Annotated in this window: 19 protein-coding genes; 4 read left to right on the forward strand and 15 right to left on the reverse strand. The window is 38.9% G+C overall.

Features of this window, described 5'->3' with window-relative positions; genetic code table 11:
* Positions 1-365: 365 nt before the first annotated feature.
* From purM to H6G28_RS08840, 5 genes are all read right to left on the reverse strand, one after another.
* Entirely contained in the window at positions 366-1,391 is a 1,026-nt protein-coding gene (purM, locus tag H6G28_RS08820; RefSeq protein ID WP_190670312.1) for a phosphoribosylformylglycinamidine cyclo-ligase, read from the reverse strand.
* Between the two features lie 118 nt (positions 1,392-1,509).
* Positions 1,510-1,716: a hypothetical protein gene (locus H6G28_RS08825; protein ID WP_190589992.1), complete on the reverse strand. Its 207-nt coding sequence runs from the start codon at positions 1,714-1,716 to the stop codon at positions 1,510-1,512.
* Positions 1,717-1,977: 261 nt separating this feature from the next.
* Complete coding sequence (sodB, locus tag H6G28_RS08830; protein ID WP_190670314.1) at positions 1,978-2,580, reverse strand: superoxide dismutase [Fe]; 603 nt, start codon at positions 2,578-2,580, stop codon at positions 1,978-1,980.
* Positions 2,581-3,168: 588 nt separating this feature from the next.
* Entirely contained in the window at positions 3,169-4,773 is a 1,605-nt protein-coding gene (locus H6G28_RS08835; RefSeq protein WP_190589994.1) for a bifunctional pantoate--beta-alanine ligase/(d)CMP kinase, read from the reverse strand.
* A gap of 282 nt (positions 4,774-5,055) precedes the next feature.
* The gene (locus H6G28_RS08840) at positions 5,056-6,165 is read right to left on the reverse strand and encodes a septal ring lytic transglycosylase RlpA family protein (protein WP_190670315.1); all 1,110 of its coding nucleotides are present in this window, start codon (positions 6,163-6,165) and stop codon (positions 5,056-5,058) included.
* 816 nt (positions 6,166-6,981) lie between these two features.
* Between H6G28_RS08840 and glsA the strand changes: the two genes are divergently transcribed.
* Positions 6,982-7,974, forward strand: a complete 993-nt coding sequence (gene glsA / locus H6G28_RS08845) for a glutaminase A (protein ID WP_190670316.1) — start codon at positions 6,982-6,984, stop codon at positions 7,972-7,974.
* 140 nt (positions 7,975-8,114) lie between these two features.
* On the opposite strand, the gene H6G28_RS08850 is transcribed toward glsA, so the two are convergent.
* Entirely contained in the window at positions 8,115-8,981 is an 867-nt protein-coding gene (locus tag H6G28_RS08850; RefSeq protein WP_190670318.1) for a DUF4435 domain-containing protein, read from the reverse strand.
* Positions 8,978-10,330 (reverse strand): AAA family ATPase, encoded by a 1,353-nt coding sequence (locus H6G28_RS08855; RefSeq protein ID WP_190670319.1) that lies wholly within the window; start codon positions 10,328-10,330, stop codon positions 8,978-8,980. Before H6G28_RS08855 ends, H6G28_RS08850 begins: the two co-directional genes overlap by 4 nt.
* A gap of 322 nt (positions 10,331-10,652) precedes the next feature.
* Here H6G28_RS08855 and lysS point away from each other — a divergent pair, with 322 nt between their 5' ends.
* The gene (gene lysS / locus H6G28_RS08860; protein ID WP_190670321.1) at positions 10,653-12,338 is read left to right on the forward strand and encodes a lysine--tRNA ligase; all 1,686 of its coding nucleotides are present in this window, start codon (positions 10,653-10,655) and stop codon (positions 12,336-12,338) included.
* A 144-nt stretch (positions 12,339-12,482) separates the two neighbouring features.
* Here the strand turns inward: lysS and H6G28_RS08865 are convergent, their stop codons facing one another.
* The 5 genes from H6G28_RS08865 to H6G28_RS08885 all read right to left on the reverse strand — a co-directional run bounded on the left by H6G28_RS08865 (position 12,483) and on the right by H6G28_RS08885 (position 16,287).
* The gene (locus H6G28_RS08865; protein ID WP_190589998.1) at positions 12,483-13,217 is read right to left on the reverse strand and encodes a peptidylprolyl isomerase; all 735 of its coding nucleotides are present in this window, start codon (positions 13,215-13,217) and stop codon (positions 12,483-12,485) included.
* Between the two features lie 28 nt (positions 13,218-13,245).
* Positions 13,246-13,851, reverse strand: coding sequence for a helix-turn-helix domain-containing protein (locus tag H6G28_RS08870; RefSeq protein ID WP_190589999.1), 606 nt, complete (start codon positions 13,849-13,851; stop codon positions 13,246-13,248).
* Positions 13,852-14,263: 412 nt separating this feature from the next.
* Positions 14,264-14,548 carry a hypothetical protein gene (locus H6G28_RS08875; protein WP_190590000.1) on the reverse strand — a complete coding sequence of 95 codons (285 nt, stop codon included), beginning with the start codon at positions 14,546-14,548 and terminating at the stop codon, positions 14,264-14,266.
* A 76-nt stretch (positions 14,549-14,624) separates the two neighbouring features.
* Positions 14,625-15,011 (reverse strand): hypothetical protein, encoded by a 387-nt coding sequence (locus H6G28_RS08880; RefSeq protein ID WP_190670323.1) that lies wholly within the window; start codon positions 15,009-15,011, stop codon positions 14,625-14,627.
* Between the two features lie 559 nt (positions 15,012-15,570).
* Positions 15,571-16,287 carry a response regulator transcription factor gene (locus H6G28_RS08885; protein WP_190590002.1) on the reverse strand — a complete coding sequence of 239 codons (717 nt, stop codon included), beginning with the start codon at positions 16,285-16,287 and terminating at the stop codon, positions 15,571-15,573.
* Between the two features lie 525 nt (positions 16,288-16,812).
* Here H6G28_RS08885 and H6G28_RS08890 point away from each other — a divergent pair.
* Both H6G28_RS08890 and H6G28_RS08895 read left to right on the forward strand, forming a co-directional pair.
* Positions 16,813-19,161, forward strand: a complete 2,349-nt coding sequence (locus tag H6G28_RS08890) for an NACHT domain-containing protein (protein ID WP_190670324.1) — start codon at positions 16,813-16,815, stop codon at positions 19,159-19,161.
* 137 nt (positions 19,162-19,298) lie between these two features.
* The gene (locus H6G28_RS08895) at positions 19,299-19,751 is read left to right on the forward strand and encodes a rhodanese-like domain-containing protein (protein ID WP_190670326.1); all 453 of its coding nucleotides are present in this window, start codon (positions 19,299-19,301) and stop codon (positions 19,749-19,751) included.
* 331 nt (positions 19,752-20,082) lie between these two features.
* Here the strand turns inward: H6G28_RS08895 and H6G28_RS08900 are convergent, their stop codons facing one another.
* The 3 genes from H6G28_RS08900 to H6G28_RS08915 form a co-directional block, all read right to left on the reverse strand.
* Complete coding sequence (locus H6G28_RS08900) at positions 20,083-20,712, reverse strand: ribonuclease H-like domain-containing protein (protein WP_190590005.1); 630 nt, start codon at positions 20,710-20,712, stop codon at positions 20,083-20,085.
* Between the two features lie 75 nt (positions 20,713-20,787).
* On the reverse strand, positions 20,788-21,324 hold the full coding sequence (locus H6G28_RS08905) for a CAP domain-containing protein (protein ID WP_190590006.1): 537 nt from the start codon (positions 21,322-21,324) through the stop codon (positions 20,788-20,790).
* A 216-nt stretch (positions 21,325-21,540) separates the two neighbouring features.
* On the reverse strand, positions 21,541-22,077 hold the full coding sequence (locus tag H6G28_RS08915) for a nucleotidyltransferase family protein (protein ID WP_190670328.1): 537 nt from the start codon (positions 22,075-22,077) through the stop codon (positions 21,541-21,543).
* Positions 22,078-22,126: the final 49 nt, after the last annotated feature.

Below are 22,126 nucleotides of genomic sequence, written 5' to 3' on the forward strand. Positions count from 1 at the left end.
GAAATCACCAGCACGGATAATCAGTACTAGCAAGTATTCAGTTAGCTTACTCAGCTTAATTTTGCAATATGTTAAGACTACGTTAGCAAATCTAAATGATAATGAGCATGAGTATTTTCGATTGCTTTAATAAGTGTCAGTTAAAAATATTTCTCAAAAATTCAGGTAAATACTGACACTGGTTTTTAAAATGAATACCAGATGAGGGAAGGGAAGGGGGGGCTAGGGGGCAGGGGTGCAGGGGGCTAGGGTGCAGGGGAGAAGAGGGGGATAAGGGAGACAAGGGAGACAAGGGGGACAAGGGGGCAATATTTCTATTTCTACCTTGTCTCCCCCACTCCCCACTCCCCACTCCCCACTCCCAACTAAACCAATCCCTCCAGCGTACCTATGCCGGAAATTACTTCGCCAATTGCGAAGGCGGAAAGATTTTGTGATGTAAAAAAGGTAATTGTTTGCTCTACTTGCTGGGGTGGAACTAAGAGTACAAATCCAATCCCCATATTGAAAGTATTAAACATGGCTTCGTTGCTGACTGCACCGACTTCAGCTAACCATTGAAATGGGGCGGGAATTTGCCAACTGTTGGGGTTAATTTTAATTGCTTGATTTTTACCTAAACATCTGGGTAAGTTTTCTGGTAAACCACCGCCTGTAATATGCGCCATTCCATGAATTTCTAAACCAGCTTGACGGGCGGCGAGGACTGGTTTGACATAAATGCGAGTTGGTTTGAGAAAAGTTTCACCGATGGTTTCGCCACCTAATAATTCTGGGGTGTCGCTCCAAGCAAAACCACCATCATTAATAATTTTACGGACTAAACTGACACCATTACTATGTATACCAGTACTAGCAAGTGCGATCGCTACATCCCCCACTTGCACTTGGGAACCATCCAACATCTGACTTTTTTCGACAATTCCCACACAAAACCCAGCCAAGTCATATTCTCCGACTTGATAAAAACCGGGCATTTCTGCTGTTTCTCCGCCTAATAAAGCACAACCAGCCAATTTACAGCCAGTAGCTATACCTGCTACTACCTGTGTCAACTGTTCTTTATCTAATTTACCTGTTGCTACATAATCTAAAAAAAACAGGGGTTCTGCACCAGATGTCAGCACGTCATTGACGCACATAGCCACTAAATCAATTCCCACGGTGTCATGACAGTTGAGAGTTTGGGCAATTTTCAGCTTTGTACCAACACCATCAGTTCCCGAAACCAACACTGGTTCCTTGTAACCTGTGGGGAGTTGAAAGCATCCGCCAAAACCACCTAGTCCACCGAGTACTTCTGGCCGAAAAGTACTTTGAACTAAATTGCGAATTTGATCAACAAAGGCTCTACCAGCCTCAACATCAACCCCTGCATCCCGATAATCCATAAAAGTTAGTTAATCGTCAATGGTCATTAGTCATTAGTCATTAGTCAATGGTCATTAGTCAATGTACTATCAACTATTGACTCTGGACTTTTGACTATGGACTATTGATATTACCGCATTAGAAGACCTCATCTTCTATACCGCGCCACCATTCACCCAAATTCATTAAATCTTGGTGAATATCGGCTAACTCATTCGCGTAGGTATCTTCAGAAATTGTGTCGCGGCGTTCTTGTAATTTCTTCAGGCGTAGTTGTACTAGCATCCAAGGTTTAGTGATGCTATCCGTGGCTTCGAGATATTGAGCTAGTTCTGTGCTATCCATAATATTTTGCTTTTTTTTATGTTTTTTTTGGCAAAAAGAATTAAGAAGTTGATTACCGACGCGGCTTTCAAATTCCGACTCTCTATCTTTCAAGATAATTCAGAGGAGCGATCGCTTCTACCGTGTTCGCAGAATATTTAACTGAAGCAAAAACAGCCACGAATATAAGTCGTGACTGTTGCTGATATTTTCGATATCAATTGAATATCTGTACTTTAGATATCTAGCAGAAGTTTACAATCACCTTCTGCCAGATAGATATTATGCTTTAGCCAAATTTTCCGCAACGAAGTCCCAGTTAACCAATTGGTCTAAGAAATTCTTAATGAATGCGGGACGCGCATTGCGGAAGTCGATGTAATAAGCATGTTCCCAAACGTCAAGGGTGAGTAATGCTTTTTTGCCGTGGGCTAAGGGGTTCTCGGCGTTAGGTGTTTTAATGACCTTGAGAGTACCACCATCATCAATTAACCAAGCCCAACCGCTACCAAATTGAGTAGCAGCAGCATTGGAGAACTCTTCTTTGAATTTGTCGAAGCTACCAAAGTCTTTGTCAATTCTGGCTGCAACTTCACCAGTGGGTGCGCCGCCACCTGATGGTTTTAAGCTGTTCCAAAAGAAGGTGTGGTTCCAAACTTGCGCCGCGTTGTTGAAGATACCTGCTTTAGAGGAATCTTGAAAGGAGATTTGGATTACTTCTTCTAAGGATTTATCAGCTAGTTCGGTACCTTCAGTGAGCTTGTTGAGGTTATCGACATAAGCTTTGTGATGCTTGCCATAGTGATACTCGAAAGTTTCAGCTTTCATACCATAAGGCTCTAAAGCATTAAAGTCAAAGGGTAAGGGGGGCTGTGTAAATGCCATTTTATGAAATCCTCTCTTTACAGTTTCCCGGCCTAAAGCTATTACTGGAAGCTTAGAAAATTACAGGTTTTGTGTTTATGAGTTTTGATGTCCTTGAACTCAAGAATCATAAAACTTAACATCGTCATTCTACTACCAAAGTGATAATGAAAACAAAAGACTTTTGCTATAAGTCAAATGCCGATGCTATCAGAGCTTTAAATAAAAACAACTAATATTTAAATGCTGAGGTATTTTAAACATAGAAAGATATTCCCCCCAGAGCCGGGGGGAATGAAAAGAGGTAATGCTTTGGCAATTAACTTTGGTTTTTACAGTCAGAGTTTATAATATTAGGGAAGCAATTTGCCCACACATATATTTAGTTAATTCTTAACCTAAGATACTTCTACCTTAAGGTGTAGTTATGAGAAACTTGGCAACTCAGCCTTAAGTGGGATGAATTAATTTTTAAAGTTCTTAAAATATAATCTACAACGCTAAAGTCAAACTATATATAGTTAATTACAATCAGATATACAAGTGGTGGGTAGGTCATGAGTTACTCACCACTCGGCTGTCAGGAAAACTAGATACTCATCTCTATGATTACCATTGAGATAATTTTTGATGGTAGTAGTTAATGATTTGGGCTGCAACTTCAGAGATGTTCATCCCATCGGTTTGAAGTTCGACTGCATCCGCCGCCTTTTGTAAGGGGGAAACTTTGCGAGTGCTATCTTTCCAGTCGCGTTCTGCTATGTCCCGTTCTAGTTGTTCTAAACTAACTTCGGGTTGACCTTGTTTTTTAAAGTCTTGCTGGCGACGACGAGCGCGTTCACTCACTGAGGCGGTTAAAAAGATTTTCACTTCTGCATCGGGGAAGACATGGCTACCAATGTCTCGTCCTTCGGCGACTAAACCACCTTTTTTACCCCAGTTTTGCTGTTGGTTAACTAAAGCTTGACGTACAGCAGTTTGGGCTGCGATCGCAGATACTTTAGATGTGACCTCAACAGTACGAATTTGCTGTGTCACATCAACATTATCAATCCAAACCCGCACGGGGGATTTTAAATCTTGACTGGGAGTGAGTTCAATTTTACAAGTATGAGCTAATTCGGCGATCGCGCATTCATCATCCAAGGCAATTCCTTTTTGAATCACTAACCAAGTCATCGCTCGATACATCGCCCCCGTATCTAAGTATACTAACCCTAGCTCCGCAGCGACTTGGCGTGCTACAGTAGATTTCCCGGCTCCGGCTGGCCCATCAATAGCGATGATGGGTTGGCGATCGCGCAAAATGGTATTATCAATCAAACGTGTAGAACCAAGACGAGCTGCGATCGCCAGCATTCCTTCCTCCTCAATTGTTTCTAATGACATTAACGTAGTCGGTTCAACCAATTCAATATATTCCAATAAAACAGTATTTACCCTAGCCACTTCTTGTTTTACCACTGCTATTAGCTGGCTGCTATGACGCACACCAGATTTAAAAGCAGCCTCAGCTTTTTTTAAGCCTCGATATAAAACCGCCGCTTGCTCTTTTTCAGCTGCACTCAAATACTGATTGCGCGAACTAAAAGCTAAACCAGAAGCTTCTCGGACTGTCGGACAAGCAACAATTTCTACAGGCAAATTTAAATCAGCCACTAGTCGTTTAATAATCGCTAGTTGCTGACCATCTTTTTGACCAAAGTAGGCGCGGTCAGGCTGTACCAAATTCAAAAGCTTTGTCACAATCGTTGCTACACCCTGAAAGTGACCCAGCCGAGAACGGCCACACAAACCTAATATCATAGCAGATGGGGGAATGACTTGGGTAATTAAAGAATCTTGTATATTTTTCGCTCTTACTCCCATCACGTCCGGAGTAGGTGCAAAAATTGCATCAACTCCCGCATTTTCACATAGTTTTTGGTCTTGCTCTAATGTGCGCGGATAGCGTGCATAATCTTCGTTAGGGCCAAATTGCAAGGGATTGACAAAAATACTGACAATCACCGTTGAGTTTTCTTGTCTGGCGCGTTTAATTAAGTTTAAATGGCCTTGATGTAAGCCGCCCATTGTCGGTACCAAACCGACTGCTGTCCGATCCCAACTGCTCATTTCATCTGCCACCAGATCCTCTGAAACTGTTAGTTGGCTGTCTGAGCGAAGTTTATTTAAATAGCAGCGTAAAGCTGCGACTGTTGTCAACAGGCGCACAAAATTCCCCTAGTTCTTCTAACCCTCCCCCGTTAGTTTATATCTGAAATTGGGGAAAAGATGTGAGAACTAGGGGAATATCAAAAATAGGTAAATTTGCAGGATGCAGGATGAGATTTTAAATTGAGCCTTTGTCATTAATTTGCGCCAAGCGCGTTGAGGGAAAACACTACGCCGAACAGCCAATAAATTTTGGATTTGATATTTGAGATTTTGGATTGGGAACTGAGAAATCCAAAATTATGTCAAACTGTCCTGGCATCCTGACAAATTACCTCAGACCTATCGTCCCAACACTTCGATATGCACTGGAGCAAGACCGCTACCCATCATACCAATAACTCGTGCTGCACCAGAGGATAAGTCAATAACTCGACCCCGGATATACGGGCCACGGTCATTGATACGTACTATGACAGAACGACCATTACGGGTGTTGGTAACACGAACTCGTGTACCAAAGGGTAAGGTGCGATGTGCTGCGGTCATAGCTTCGGGATTAAATCTTTGTCCACTAGCTGTCTTATTGCCAGCCCAGTCATAGCCATAATAGGAAGCTATACCTCTAAAGGTAAGTCTGACGTTACCAACGGCAATTTGTTGTGGTAACGGTGGGATAGACAATGGTGAACGCGATGGTAAATTAGCGATTTTATCGATGGGAGATGCGTTACCAATCAGTCTGCGTAGGCGGTTAGTTGCTTGTAATGCGTCTTGTGCAAGATTTTTGGTGGTGTCTGCTAGGCGGGTATTTTCGTTGATTTCCACCAATTCTTGGTCTTTGATTTTGATTGTATAGCGATCGCTAGACTGTTGCTGTGCAGTAGAGCTTTTATCTTGGGCGAGATTAGCAGTCTTGCTATCTTTCCAACTGACTGTGATTTCCTTGGCATCAACGTTGTCTTGAATCAGTTGGTTGATTTTGGCTGCGATCGCACTAGCTCTTTGAACTGGGTCATTTTCTAGTGCGCCGACTTGGTTCCCGGAACTTACTACATTGCCAGTACTTGCCACTTGAGTTGAGTTTCCAGCAATAAGGGCGTACGACTGCACGCCCCGTCCTTCTCCTACAACACCTTGTTTCGTTTCACTACTCGCAACTGGCTTGGAACCCACGAAAGTGAGTACTGGTATGTTCCGGATGTACAGGGTTGCCGCCTGAAGACCCCTAATGCTGTGAGTATGAATGCTTGTAATCACAGCATCCGAGTTTTGTTGCTCTGTAGGGGATTGGTACTCACCTACCTTAACCACATCACCTGCTGGTGATTTTCGGGAAACTGGTTGAATTTCCTTGGTGGTTTGAGTTGTAGTTTGAGTGCGACCCATTGAGGGTATCCCGGTAAGAGTCACAAACAAGGCGACAATAGTCCACAAATGTCTTTGGTTCATGCGTCCAATTTTCAAGCGACTGTAGAACAGTAGTTTTTTTGATTAACGGAATTTATTGCCATAAACAGCAAAAGTTTTCCTTAAAATCGAACTCGTTCCGCTTTCACTTTGTTTTTCATAACTGCAACAGACTAACACGAACTTTTGGACTTGGGGATCAGGGTTTTAGCGTAATCAAACTTCAATTTCTCAAATTTAAATGCTCATCAAAACAGTGAAACCTTGTTCAAATGCGGATTTTGGGTGTGTAGCGTTTTTTTCGGCTACGAACATTTTTCTTATTAAAACTTTACAATCCTCTCAGATTCGATTTTGGCGAAATTTGTGCGATTTACCTGTTAGTTTCCTCCAAAAATTTGTATGTTATAGAACATATATTTTTTTTAAATATAAACTATAAGCTTTAAATATATTGAAGTGAAAAAACCAGTGTCAATACTGATTTAGACTAGATTCATACAATCTTTAGAATTGCTTACAAACTTCTTAAATCAAGGTTTTTGGGCAGAATGTATCCTTCGATTGACAAAAAACATGAATGTTTTAAAAAAACTCATGTAGTGAATAATTACAAGGAAATATACTGTTTTTACGAGAAACAAAAGTAATATATAAAACCCGTATTTTTAGCAGTCAGGAGCAAAAAAATTCGGTGCTTTTACAACTAATATTTTTTACAATTAAAAGAAAAATAAGAATGAGAAAATTAAAAAAAGCGGATGGACGTATATTAACGAGTTTTACAATGTAGCAAAAGTTACCTCAAAATTAAACTAATTGATCATTTATGATTTTCTTATATAAACTATTAGCTTCATGGCAAAACAAGCAAATTCAGGAGATTTAGAAATAAATTCATCATCATTGTTGTCCGTTCTCCAAGACTTGCATTCTAAGTACAAGTCTTTGCAAGAAGGTGCAGTCGCCAACTATATTCCAGAATTAGCCAAAGTAAACCCGGATTTATTTAGCATTTGCATCGTGACTGTAGATGGCCAAGTGTATGAAGTTGGAGATTATCAACAACTATTTACTATCCAGTCCATGTCGAAAGTTTTTGCGTATGGACTAGCACTAGAAGATCATGGGCGAGATTATGTGTTGACAAGAGTGGGAGTAGAACCGACTGGAGAAGCATTCAACTCAATTATTTTAGATGAGCGATCGAAGCGACCATATAACCCAATGGTAAATGCCGGTGCGATCGCCACCACCAGCTTAATTAAAGGAGATGGTGCAACCGAACGCCTCAACCGCGTCTTAAAAATGTTTCGCTGCTACACTGGTCATGATGTATTTGTAGATATGTCTGTATTTACTTCCGAACGCAGCACCGGACATCGCAACCGCGCAATGGCTCACCTGATGCTGAACTTTGGTATGATTGACCAAAATCTTGAAGAAGCATTAGACCTTTATTTCAAGCAATGTGCTGTGATAGTGAATTGTCACGACTTAGCCGTGATGGCCGCGACATTGGCAAACAAAGGAATAAACCCCATCACAGGCGAACGAGCTGTAGATCATCAATATATAAAGGATATTCTCAGCGTCATGTACACCTGTGGAATGTACAACTTTGCTGGCGAATGGGCGTATACAGTCGGTATTCCCGCTAAAAGTGGCGTTTGTGGCGGAATTTTTGCAGTTGTCCCCAATCAAATGGGTATTGGAGTATTTTCGCCACCCTTAGATGCGCGAGGTAACAGCGTGCGGGGAGTTGAAGTTTGTAAAGAACTTTCCCAGCAGTTATGTCTACACATGTTTGCTTGCGGGGGTGGAAGCTCAAAAATAGAGAGTGAGGAGTGAGTAGATTTTTTAGTACGTAGGATGTGTTAGCGACAGCGTAACGCATCTAACGCCAAGCTTTCGGTGTGTTAGGCGTAAGCCGTAACGCACCCTACACATATTACACGTACTGAATTTTTTCCAAAAATCAAATAGGATTCCTATATGTCATTTCGCAAAACCTTGAAAGGCTGATTCTGACTTTCCCAGGTGCGAATATTGCAATAGAGTTGCGTCTTGCAAAAATAGACTGCTTCGTAAGCCAGTCTTAAACTACGCTCAAGAGCGTTTGGTTCAACATCAGCAGCTTTGTTCGTACCAAGCGCCTTACGTAAACCAAGGGACAGAATTTCTACTAAATCATGGCCACAGCAGACTTGCCAAGGATCATGGTTGTTGCTTTTCTGGCTAATCAACTGTTTTTGCAACTCTTCGTCTTTTAACGAATAGGCTTGAGATTTATTCTTAACTTCTCGAATTAATTGCAGTTCATTAATTTGTAGAGTTTGCTCATCAATGAATTTGCTAAATGTAATACCCTCAAAAGTCAGGTTTAATCCTTCAGACTGAGATATCCACAGCAAATAACCTACTGAGATGCCAATTTCACACAATGTTAATCTCACATCTCGCTTAAACTGGGCAATTTTTTCTTCAGAACCAAACTCAGCCAGTACCTTGTCTAACGCTGGTGATTGAATCAGCATAGTTTCCAAGTCATGGGTGTCAGTGTAAAGTAAATTGGGACTACTTGGAACTAAGCTTTTAAGCCGATCAAAATCTGCATCGACAATTACTAAAACTCCCTGAAAATTTGATTTTTCTAAAATTTCTAGAGTATCAATAGCATTCTGTCTACTAGAGGGTTTTCCTGAAGTGTCCACTAATTCACAAGCTAATTCGTCAACAAATCGTTGATAGAAAACTTTATCAGAACTTCCCTCTACTAATAAAAAGGTTCCTGTAAATGTACTTCGTCGTAATCGTATGTAGTTAGCAAAACGTTCACCCTTTAAAAACTCTCTCACTTTTCTGGCCTTTTCAGTTCAACCGTTAAATCCCATCTGTCTTGAATAATATCTGGTGAATGTGTAGCCATTAATATATCTAAGTCTGCAAGTTGGGTAATTTCTTGCAAGTCTTTTAAAAATTGAACTTGCCAACCTACATGAAGTGATAATTCTGGCTCATCAATTAATACTAAAGATTTAGGTTGAACTTTAAATAGAAGTTCGTATAACAGAACTAACTCATGTTGCTCACCTGATGATAAATCCGTTGGCGAAAGAGTTTTGGAGTTAGTTAATGAAGAATTATAAAGTGTGGTGAAGATAAAACCTTTCTCTTTACTAAAATTTATTTCTTTGTAAGAATAAGCAAATTTATTATTGATAATTTTCTTTAACAATTCAATTTTGCTGGCGATTTCTGCAAAAACACTCAGCTTTTTCTCCATATCTTCAACATATACAGACAAAGCATTTTTAGTACTTTCATCTATATCTTGAGGCTGGATTTGAACTTCTGAATCTTCCTCTTTATCTAAAAGACCAACTTCTATTAACCGAGAACGAGTTGCTTCAAGCTCACTTAATTTATGACGTAATTGTTCATCTGTTAAATCTGCGGATGGCTGGTGTTTGACTACTCTGATTGGAAAAGTTCTGTCAAGAGATTGAGATATTGTGCCGTATTCTTTAAATTTCTGTTGCATCAATTGAGCAAGTTCATCAGAATAGTCAGATACGGTTGATATCATTGAAGGTTTTTCAGCAGACTGTTTAGAAGAACGTTTAGACACAAAATTAAGCAACCGTTGTGATTCTATAAGACGAATATGAATTTTCTCCCTCAATTCTTCTAGCCATTTAGGTATTTCTCTTAGTCTTAAGTTTGAGGGTAATAAATTATCAAAACGTTCTACAACTTCCTCTAATAAAAAAGTTTCTCCTGTGGGTTCATACAGCCATTTTTGAGGAGCCACTTGTGCTAATCCTGGTATTATTTTATCTAAAAATTTAAGTGAAAAGCTTATGCCAACAGACTCAATATTTATTTGCTTTGGAGAAAAAGAAAGTTTTTTTGAATTATTTGTATATAAATTATAATTAATCTTATTTTTCTGTTCTTCATTATCAAAATTTTTTATTATTTCAATAATGTTACCATTATCAAATTCAACTACACAATTTTTAAATGGAATAGTTATTAATTCTGAGTATCGAGAGTTGAAAAAGCAATTTAAAATTCTCAATATAGCTGTTTTACCAAAACCGTTGGGGCCATGAATGATAGTGAGTCGTTCATCCATATTCAATGGAATTACATGGTCAAAAATACCAAATAAGCCATTGACGGAAATTTGCTTAATTCTCATAGTCATTGAGTCCTATAGCCATTGGCTTTATGACTTTGATTGTATCCTTTATATTCTTCTAGAATGTACAGAAGACACAGAATTACATTTTTGTAGTAAAAAATAAATGAATACATTATTGAGAAAAACCCAGTCTTTGTTTAACCTGCTCTCAACTTGAAGCCCGGTTTGGGTTCTGTTTATGTAGTCTTGATGATGTTGGGTTCCTTTCCTCCACCCAACCTTGTATATTGAGGGAAGTCGCAGCGAACTTAGTTATTTTGTCAGCGCCCACTTGATTGCAGCATCTATAATTAATCTTGCCCTATTTTAGTTCGTTACCATGTCGGAAGAAGATATCCGTGCCGCAAGGCTGGAAAAAGTAGACCAGATTAAGCAGTTAGGGGCTAATCCCTACGCCTATCGTTGGGAATCCACCCATAACGCTGCCCAATTGCAGGAAAAATTTGCTGATTTAGCTAGTGGTGAAGAAGTTGACTTAGAAGTTGCGATCGCAGGACGCATTATGGCGCGGCGTGTTTTCGGTAAACTAGCATTCTTCACCTTGCAAGACGAAACCGGCACCATACAGCTTTATCTGGAGAAAAATCGTATCCAAGAAAGCATGGCAGAAATTGATGCTGAAGCTTTCAACCACCTGAAGCAACTCACAGATGCAGGCGATATTCTAGGAGTTAAAGGCACAATTAAACGGACTGAAAAGGGCGAATTATCAGTCTACGTCAAACAATACACCATCCTCACCAAATCCCTTCTGCCCCTACCCGACAAGTGGCATGGATTAACAGATGTTGCTAAACGCTACCGTCAGCGATACGTTGACTTGATTGTTAACCCCGAAGTCCGCCAAACTTTTCGCCGTCGCGCCCAAATCACCGCCGGTATTCGCCGCTATTTGGAACAGCGAGATTTCCTCGAAATTGAAACGCCTGTTTTGCAAAGTGAAGCTGGTGGTGCAGATGCACGTCCTTTCATCACCTATCACAACACCCTAGAAATGGAACTGTATCTGCGAATTGCCACAGAACTCCATCTCAAGCGGTTGATTGTCGGTGGTTTTGAAAAAGTATTTGAAATGGGAAGGATTTTCCGCAATGAAGGAATTTCCACCAGACACAACCCCGAATTTACCTCAATTGAAATTTACCAAGCCTACGCCGACTACAACGATATGATGGCGCTGACGGAAGGCATTATTACCAGCGTCGCCCAAGAAGTTCTCGGCACATTGCAAATTACCTACCAAGGTGAAACTGTAGATTTAACACCACCTTGGCGGAGGGTGACAATGCACGACTTAGTGAAAGAAGTCACAGGCTTAGACTTTAATTCTTTCCAAAGTTTGTCAGACGCAAAAGCCGCAGCCAAAAATGCGGGTATTCCTGGTACAGATGAAGCCGAATCAATTGGCAAGTTACTCAATTTAGCTTTTGAAGAAAAGGTAGAAACAAATTTAATTCAACCTACCTTCGTCATTGACTATCCTGTAGAAATTTCGCCACTCGCAAAACCCCATCGTTCTCAACCGGGTTTGGTAGAACGATTTGAGTTATTTATTGTGGGACGCGAAACTGCTAACAGCTTCTCAGAGTTAACAGATCCTATCGATCAAAGGGAACGTTTAGAAGCCCAAGCCGCCCGTAAAGCTGCTGGTGACTTAGAAGCCCAAAGTGTAGATGAAGACTTCCTCACCGCCCTGGAATATGGAATGCCACCTACAGGCGGTTTAGGTATTGGCATTGATCGGTTAGTCATGTTATTAACTGACTCCGCAAGCATTCGGGATGTCATCGCTTTCCCCTTACTCAAACCAGAAGGTAGCTTTATTAAGGAATTTAGCTATGATTCAAAAACTCAAACGCTGACTCTTGAATTTGATAGTGGAAGTGTTTATCAGTATTTTAAAGTACCTCCTAATATCAAGGACGACTTAGATAATGCACCATCTAAAGGTCAATATTTTAATAAGTTTATTAAGGGGAAATTTAAGTATGAACAACTAAGTTGAGATATGTGATTAATGAAAGTCCGCGTAGGCGGACTTTGTTTTTATAGCCGCGAATTCCATTCGTCGGGGCTTGGTGCAAGATATGTGATGATTTTGGGTTCCGTTCCTCCACCCAACCTACGCTATTAAAAGTTGATACCGAGATTAAATTTGCACCACAATTCTCATTTCCTCCAGTTGTTGCTGTAACCAACTAGCAAACAAATCTCGGAGAATTTTGCAGCGTAATTTTTCATCTAAATGAGGCTGAATAATTTCTTCAACCCAAATTAGATGCACTCCTTTATGTGTGAGAATGGGCTTAAGAATCTGTGGCGGATGGGCAGTAAAAACATAATTAGCAATTTCTGGTATCACATCACTACGATATCTGATTCCACAATATCCACCTAGACGACGTAATTCTGGTTCCTGGATGTATTGTTGAGCAATATTTTGGAAAGATATGTTATTTTCTTGCAGTTCATAGAATAGCTGCCAAGCTAACTCTTCGTCATCTAAAACAACTTCATAGGTGATAGATTGAGTGTAATCAAGCTGATGTGCCGCAAAGAAAGATTTGACTTGTTCAGCAAAGAGATATTCAGCTAACTTGGCAGACAGTAAAGAAGTTTGAACTAATTCTTTGAATTCATTGAGAGACAGATAATGTTTTTCTAGCCATGTTTCAGTATCTTTGGCTGTGATCAGTTTTTTTACTAAACGCAATTTATCTGCTGTTTGCTGAAGCTCTCCTGCTTTAATTTCTATATCTGCTTTAGTAGCAGCATCAGTAATAATCTTGCGAGTTGCGATCGCAGCAATTATATCTGGCAGTTGGCAAGAAAGCTTGAGTTGATACAATATATCTTCCGAAGCAATAATGAAAACATCATTCATCAATTTATCCCTGTTTGAAAAATACTCTCTATTCATAAGTATTCACAAAATCAAATAATTCTGATAAATTATTATTTTCACCATTTAAATACAAATCATATATTATAATTTCTGAATCTTTCATATCCTTAGTTTCTTGTTGGTTAGAATTATTTTTTTGTTTTGTGGAAAGTCCCATTTGTTTAAGTAACCGACTGATGTGACGTTCGGTAATCTTAATGCTCATTTCATTAGCTAAATGTTTACTTAACCATTGTGCAGTCCAGTTTTGAAACGGATAGCCATATTCTTGAGGATTATGAGTGACTAATTGTTTTAGGCGGTCGAGATATTGCTCATTAATAAGTTTTGGACGACCTATTTTTTGTTCCTGCCATTGGTGAGCTAATCCAGCTTTAGCAATACTAGTCCAATATCTTGCCATGTGGTAAGAACAGCCTAATATTTGACAAATTTTACTTGGAGATTGACCTTGATCTGCCAGCAACATAACTTCGATACGGCGACGATATTCAGGTTGTAAATTTGTTTGTAAATTTTTGAGCAAAATTTTTTTCTGAAAAGGTGTTAAAAGCTTGCTGGGATTGATTTTATAGCTTTCTAAATCTGGAAATTGATTGATTTTATGTGACATATATCCTCAAAACCTTATCCAAAGAGAAAAATCAATCTAAATGGGGATTTGATTATGGCTAACTTAAATTTATGCAATAGATAATTTGTTCCTGATTTGAATAGATTTAATATTAGTAAAACATTTATGCCAATCACAGCCATAAATAGTAGTAAATTAGATGGGTGATATGTACTTTAATTTCTATCTTTAGCAGGATTGAAATTATTATTTTCCTAATAAGTGAAAATTAAATGTATAAAATATTTATGGAATTTAAATTATAAAAAATCCTTAGTCTAAGATAAATACTTAAAACTAAGGAAAGTAATTAATGGCTAACAATCATCAATGAATTTACTAGTAATCATCCGATTTTAGTAGGATTCAGCTATTAATAAATGAATCCTATAGACTAACAAATGACAATCTATCAAACAGCGCCAGCACCACCGTTACCACCGGCACCACCACCAGCACCACCAAGACCAGCAGCACTGAATGACTTGGCGACTGATGCAATATTAGCGATCGCAAATCCGTTCACGCTATACTCTAGAAACTTCTGACCATAGGCAATGTATGGGAGAAACAAAGCTCCTTCTCCTCCTTGTACAGCCATTGCGTCTGTATCAGTTAAGTCTTCGAGAAAGTTTTCGGAATCTGTAAATAATTCAGAACCAGTAGGATTGATAGCAGATACATTCATCTTGACCATTGTTTTTTCTCCGATTTAATAGCGTGAATTGTTCGTTGTTTTGTTGTTGATTTTGAGATTTTTAGTTGTTAGAAAACTACAACTTATAGGTAATAGTGCCACTGAGGCCTGGCGCAGAACTAACACCCCCAGCACTGCCACCATTACCAACACCGCCATTACCGGCACCACCAACACCACTATTACCAGCACCGCCAGTATCGTCTCCATTACCAACCCCAGCAGCACCGACACCAGCACCACTAAATGACTTGGCGATGGATGCAATATTATTGATTGCAAATCCGTTCACGCCGTACTCTAGAAACTTCTGACCGTAGGCAATATATGGAAGGAAAAAAGCACCTTCTCCTCCTTGTACAGCCATCGCTGCTGTATCACCTAAGTCTTCTAAAAAGCTTTCGGCATCTGTGAAAAGTTTAGCACCCACAGGATTTGCTTCAGATTTATTCATTTTTTCCATTCTTTTTCCTCCAATCAAAATTGGCAGAAAACATTTGTTTATGTATGGATCAAGCTTGCATCGCCTAATTCATACTGAACATTTTTATGAAAAAAAATCTGTTATTCAATAGCGTCAAGAAGATAATTACGTCCTAAAATGACTAATTATGTCCGCAGGTAAAATATTAATTTTACTATGCAATGGATGAATTATTATGCAGATATTTGATAAATTAAAAACAAAGATAAAATCACAATTTTAATTGTAATTTCGATTATCAATATTAGTCACAAGCAATGTGCGATCGCTCGGAAATCTCCATTAGTCAGATTCAATAATTCAACGACATAATTAGACATCTTTTGTCTTTTTTAAAGACAAAAGATGTTGCTATAAATAGAAGAGCAGATAATTGACAATCGCGGCTATACAAACTCAAATCCCTTGCACTGGATAATATAAAGTCTTTGTAGCACCTAACCAAATCTGATCCGAAATATCAAGATATTTGGCAATTTGAGGTGATAAAAAATGATTTATAAATTAAAGCGTAAATTACAGTGACGTGATTCACTGATTAAGCACTAGTTACTTCTGGCAATTCAAATTTATAACCGTAGCCCCGGACTGTCTTAATAAACTCAGGTACATTTTGATCAACTTCTAATTTCTTGCGTAATTGACCAATGTGTACATCAACAACACGTCCATCGCCCACATAGTCGCAACCCCAAATTTTTTGGATGAGTTGTGGACGACTCCAAGCTTGGCCAGGATGACTCGCTAAAAAATGTAAAATATTAAACTCTAATGCTGTTAAATTTAGCGGCTTATCATTGAGTGTGACTTCTCTACCTTCTGGGTTAATGGCTAATTGCTTAAATATCAAGCGTTGTACAGGAGATGGGTTGATAGAACGTATACGTCTTAACAGTGCTTGTACTCTGACTTCTACCTCCGCGAGACTAAATGGTTTAGTCAAAAAGTCATCAGCACCCGCCGAAAGAATCTTAATTTTATCTTCTTCCGCATTTCTACTGGTTAGGATCATGACTAAGACATTCGTTCGACTCTGCATTTCTTCGCACAAATTGTAGCCACTGATATCAGGTAAATTCCAATCTAAAATTACTAAAGCTGGATCAAATTGCTCAAATAACGATAACGCCGTTTTGCCATCTGCCGCAGACTCTATTTGATATTTTCGACCGAGAAAACGATAGATTAGATTACGGACACCAAAGTCATCATCTACAACCAGAATTTTGGGATTTGTAACAGGAAGCATAACCATAAAGTTCTAGCCTATGATTCATTGGGCAACTCGTAGTTGAGATAGTTTTTTGGGCATACGAGAAGCCACTGTGGAAAAGTCTATCAATTACAAAGATTTTTTAGATTTTCTTGACATTTACCCAAGTTGATTACTTAGACATAAACGAGTTTTTGCCAGACATGGACACTACTCTACTGAGATACACTTAATTTTCTATTAAATTTCGGAAAACTTCAGCCATCATATTGCATACCAAATGTATAAGTTTTGTATGATTTTTGTATGTTTTTGAACATAACCGTATAATTAAGTACTCTTATCTTTAAAAGAAATTCAATTTATTGAAGATTTTTAAAGAACAAATACCCTTCAGACAGAAAGTCAATGGCATATCCAGCTAGACTCAACTGAAATTTGCTAAAATGTTTGACTCTCAATTTTCCAAAGTCAACTGTTTTGGAAAAGTCAAGCCATCTGTCCAGGGTGGGTCTACGTGCAGCTACATTCCTACTTGTAAGAAAATACACTTAAAAAGCTGATTGTATGACCAGCCAAGGACTCCGAGCTTCCTCAGAAGGTATTAGAGCTGCAAAAACAGCTTTAACTGACAAAACTTTAAGCCAACACAAATTAGCCATAGCTTTAGGTATTACACGTCAACCCGTATCCAAGTTTTTTGCAGGTGAACCAGTTTCGCGCAGTTGCTTTGTACAAATTTGTCAACATTTAGGGTTATCTTGGCAAAAAATTGCTGCCCTACCGGAAGATATAACTTCAGATGCTAGTGCTAAATCACAAACTAATAATAGAGATTTAAATATATTGGTGCAGGAAATACGTCAAAAGCGCCAAGACAAAATTCAAGACCAGTGCGGTACTTTACAAATGATGGATATTGCTCAGACAATTCCATTGCGTGATATATATACTCCTATATATATATTAGAAACAATCACAAGTCAAAGATGGTTAGAAATTGATGATTTACTACAAGAATTTAACCAAAAAAAATTACTAGGTTTAGAAGTAGCATCACTTTACTCAAAGTTGATGATATTGGGTAAACCAGGTACAGGTAAAACAATATTCTTAAAATATTTGGCGCTTGAGTGTAATCAAGGTCAATTTCAACCGAGTTATGTAGCTATTTTTATTAACCTGAAAGACTTTGCTGAAGACCTGAAAGACAATAGTGATTTGAGTTTATTGAAGTATATTAGCCAAGAATTTGTTAGTTGTGGCATTGAAGCAGAATCAACGCAAAATGTTTTAACTGAAGGCAAAGGATTAATTTTTTTAGATGGATTAGATGAAGTACCGACGATAGATATCAATCAAGTTAATCAAGAAATTCGGCGATTTTCTCAGACTTATTACAAAAATCGCTTTGTAATTAGTTGTCGCATCGGGGCGCAAAAATATAAATTCCCAGGATTTACTGAGGTTGAAATTGCTGATTTTGATATGCAGCAAGCCGATATTTTTGTAAAACAATGGTTTGTAGTAGTTGCTAAGGAATCTAAGGAAGATGGCGAATCTATAGGAAATTTATTTCTTCATCAATTGAATTTGCCAGAAAACAAGCAATTACGCGAATTAGCGATCGCACCAATATTATTACATTTAATTTGTTTATTTTTTCACACCAAATCTGAATTTACATTTAACGTAGCTAAGTTATATGAACAAGCTTTAAATATTTTGCTGGGTAGATGGGATGATGTGAGAGGTATTTACAGACAGTCAATTACAGAGAACTTCAAGTTATTTAATCCTAAAAAGCTCCTCGCACAAATAGCGGCTATTACTTTTGAGCAAGAAGATTATTTTTTTGAGCAAGAACACATACAATCGTTAATATATCAATATTTAAGTCAATTTAATTACTATGCTACTGACTTAGAATTAGTAAATCAGCAGTTGCACGATAGTGAAAAATGGTTGAAAATAATCGAGGTTGAATATGGTTTATTGGTGCAGCGATCGCACGGTATTTACTCTTTCTCTCATCTGGCTTTACAAGAATATTTAACGGCGAAAAATTTTGTCATCAATTACCATGAACAGTCTGTAAATCAGCTAATTACTCATATCACCGAAAAACGCTGGCAAAATATTTTCTTATTGACTGTGAGTATGTTGCCCAATGCAGAAATAATGCTGCAATTAATGAAACAAAAAATAGATAATTTAGTAGCTAATGACCAGAAAATTCAAGATTTTTTCTTATGGCTCAATCAAAAATCAAATTCTGTAGCTACTCAATATAAAGCAGGTGCAATTCGGGCTTTTTATTTAGTTTGTGTCGGTCGTGTTTTAGAAGTGTGTTCGCAAGCAAGTAATTGTCCTCAACAGCAAGTATTTGGCAATTCATCTAGTTATGGTCTGGAACGTGCTATTTTAGGTAATTTAGCATTCAATCCAGAATTGGCGATTGATGAGTTTTTGACTAGTACTTTTGCTTGTGCGGCTGAACTGGAATTTGCCTGTCATTATATTTTGAATGATGCTATTGTCTTTGACTATGCCCATGCGTTAAATATTGCCTTTGATAAAGCCCTAAATTTAGTTATTGAGTCTCAATTTAAGCAATTTCTCCACAACCTCAAGAAACAATTGCCAAATGCTCAAAATCATCCACATAAATTTCGTAAGTGGTGGATAGAACACGGTAAATTCTGGAGTGGAAAATTTAGGGAACTCCTAATTCAATATCGCAATATTTGTCATGATTGGCAGTTTAGTAAACAGCAAATTGAATTAATTCAACAATATTATAGTGCGAATAAATTACTGATAAATTGCCTGAATGTGTCCCGGAAGATTACGCCTGCAATTAGAGAAGAAATTGAAGGAACTTTGTTGTTAGTAATCTCAGAAATCAAAAGCTGAATTATAGAGGTTTTAATTTTCCAAAACTACCGAATATACCGGAAGAAAGACTTTTATAGTATTCATACCTGAGAAAGAGCAATCTAATAGCTTCATCTCGTTAAATTGCTCTTAGCAAAGTCAGTTAAGGATATTTTATGAATAACTTAATAGGTGGTATTATTCCTCAACAGCCACCAGTTGAGCCGGTATCTGATGCTCATGTTCTTAAGTCGCGTTTGGAATGGGGCGAACCAGCTTTGACAATTTTAGATGTGCGCGATCGCCAGACCTACAACGAAGGTCACATCATGGGAGCCATGCCTATGCCCATTGATGAACTAGCAGAGCGAGCTGTACCATCTTTAGACAAAAGCCGTGATATCTATATTTACGGTGGTAATGATCAAGAATCTGCCCAAGCTGCACAAGTTCTGCGTTCTGCTGGTTTTGTGCATGTTTCTCAACTGAAGGGTGGTTTAGCTGCCTGGAAGGCGATCGGCGGCTCAACAGAAGGTATTGCGGAATCTAGAACTCCCGCAGGTGCAGATGACTATAATGTTGTCTCTCGGCTGAAAAACCACGCCGAAAATCAGCAAAAAGAAGTCTAGATTTTGGTCAAATAGCACCAAGCCCTAACGAATAGAATTCGTGGCTATACAAACAAAGTCCGCCTACGCGGACTAACGCTAAATCTGGGGTTTGAAACCCGCGTAGCCCGCATTTCTCACAAGCTTCAGGCGTTTGATGGGGCAGAGGGGCAGAGGTGCGGAGGGGCAGGGGAGAGAGTACCTCATTCTCCCCTGCTCCCCTGCACAGGCTTTGAAAGGTGTAGTGAGAAACCTGCGTAGGTGGGTTTTGTTCGTGTAGCTGCGACTTCAGTCGCTTGGTGCAAGAGGTGAATATAGGAGAATGCTTTGACTCTTGACTATTGACTTTCAATCAATGTTCAAATAAATCTTTGAACTGTAATAAATCTAATGCAACAATTGTTGGTAAGACTTGAAAGCATTCTTGTGCGAGTTGCCAACGTTCTTCTCGTTTGAGCATTTCACTCAGCTTGTGTTGGACACTAATTAAATAACGCACATCATTAGCAGCATAGCTTAATTGCGCTTCTGTTAAATTAGCAGCATTACCCCAGTCAGAACTCTGGGCGCTTTTATCAAGTTCTACTTGTTCTAATTCTTGTACTACCTCTTTAAGTCCGTGACGGTTGGTATAAGTCCGGGCTAATTTACTGGCGATTTTGGTACAAAAAACAGGCTGGACGAAAATTCCTAAGTTGTGGCGTAAAGTAGCAACATCAAACCGCGCAAAGTGAAATATCTTTAGTATATTTTTGGCTTCGAGAAGCTGTTTTAAATTGGGAGATTCTGTTTGTCCTCTGGCGATGCGGATGGCTGTGACTTTACCTTCCGGGTTGCACAACTGCACAAGACACAAGCGATCGCGCTGTGGTAATAATCCCATAGTTTCCGTATCAACTGCGATCACCTCGGCTTTTAAGTACTCACTGAGGGTAGAGTCATTAATGTCGCGATCGCAAACCTGAAAATCTGGTAATGTCATAAATTACTAAACCATAAATGCAGTGTCTTCCACAAAAGAATACCCTTAGACACTACATAATTTCAGCAAGTCAATTTATCTAGTCAGTAAGAAAATTTGCGTTAAGTAGACTTCACCTTGCTGATTAGTCGCCACACCAACACCAGTTAAGTTGTAATTTCCCTTGATATTCTTCAAATGTCCCGGACTTTCTAGCCACCCAATTACAGCTTGAGAGGCAGGATTACTATATCCTTGGTTGACTGCCACATTTTCGCCTGCACTATTAAAGCGAATTGTAGTCGCCATAACACGCTTTTCAAATCCGTTATGACTGAAGGGAACTTTCCCTTTAGCCATATTTTGACTGTGAATCCTGGCTTGTCGAGAGATATTGGCATTCAAAGTTAACTTTGGCAGTTTTTTAGAAGCTCGATAGCGGTTGATTTGTTCAAAAACTGATTTTTCTAATGCAGTGGTGTTAAAGGTAGTAGTGGATGAGGCTAGTTGACTAGAAGCAATGGGATGAGTTGTGCTGTTGGTAGATGAGTGGCTTGGTATCGGAGTAGTGATAAATCCACTAGCAAGGACAAGCGTACTTAAAGCGATGCCAAAAGCAGGTTGTCGTAACATGGAGAATTACAAAGTATAGATGATTAAGACCTATACTCTACCTTCGACTTCCTTGAATCTGTAACAGGATATTATTAAAAATTGCTCAATCTGGGAAAGAGGGGTTAGGGATTAGTACAACAATTTTTTAACTATTTGATGGACTGTCTCGGTCAAATCGTGCATTTCGCCATGACCTTTTGTGGCGATCGCAATTTGTTCTTGATAAACCATAAATTATGCCAATCTCAAATGAGGACACTTAGCAAGAAACGTTGCTGCTTTGTTTTCAGCATCTGGGTTGTGAATATGGGCTGGTGTTGGTCGAATAATTCCAGAAAACAGGTCATCTAGTCCGTAAGGTGTCAAAAACTCCCATTCACCTTGGCTATTTAACCTGACACCAACAGCAGTGGCAGTATGTAACCAATCTTGTATACCATCTTCAGTACTAGTGTAAGTCCGCCTACCAGCCCGCCACAGGGCAAAACTAGCCTGATTTTTGACATCGAACTTATAGTTAGGGAATTTTTCTGTGAGAATGGTTTTAGCCGCTAATTCCTGAGAGCGATCGCCATCTGCATCAAAAAAGGCAATATCAAAGTCATTGATGACTAAGGCGCAGTCTTCGCCAAATATTGACCGCCAAACGCTGTTACGGACTGCACCTCCAGCTAACCACCAGTTAGGTAAGTTGACTTGGGCGATCGCGGGTAACACAGTTGCGATCGCTGTGTCAGTTAAAATTGCTTGTAAACGAGCATTCGTATTCATCGGCAACTTAAAGAATTCTTCGCTTGAATGTGAAGATATTATGAGTTAT

It is taken from the genome of Nostoc sp. FACHB-190 (genome assembly GCF_014696905.1).
Lineage (GTDB): Bacteria > Cyanobacteriota > Cyanobacteriia > Cyanobacteriales > Nostocaceae > Nostoc_B.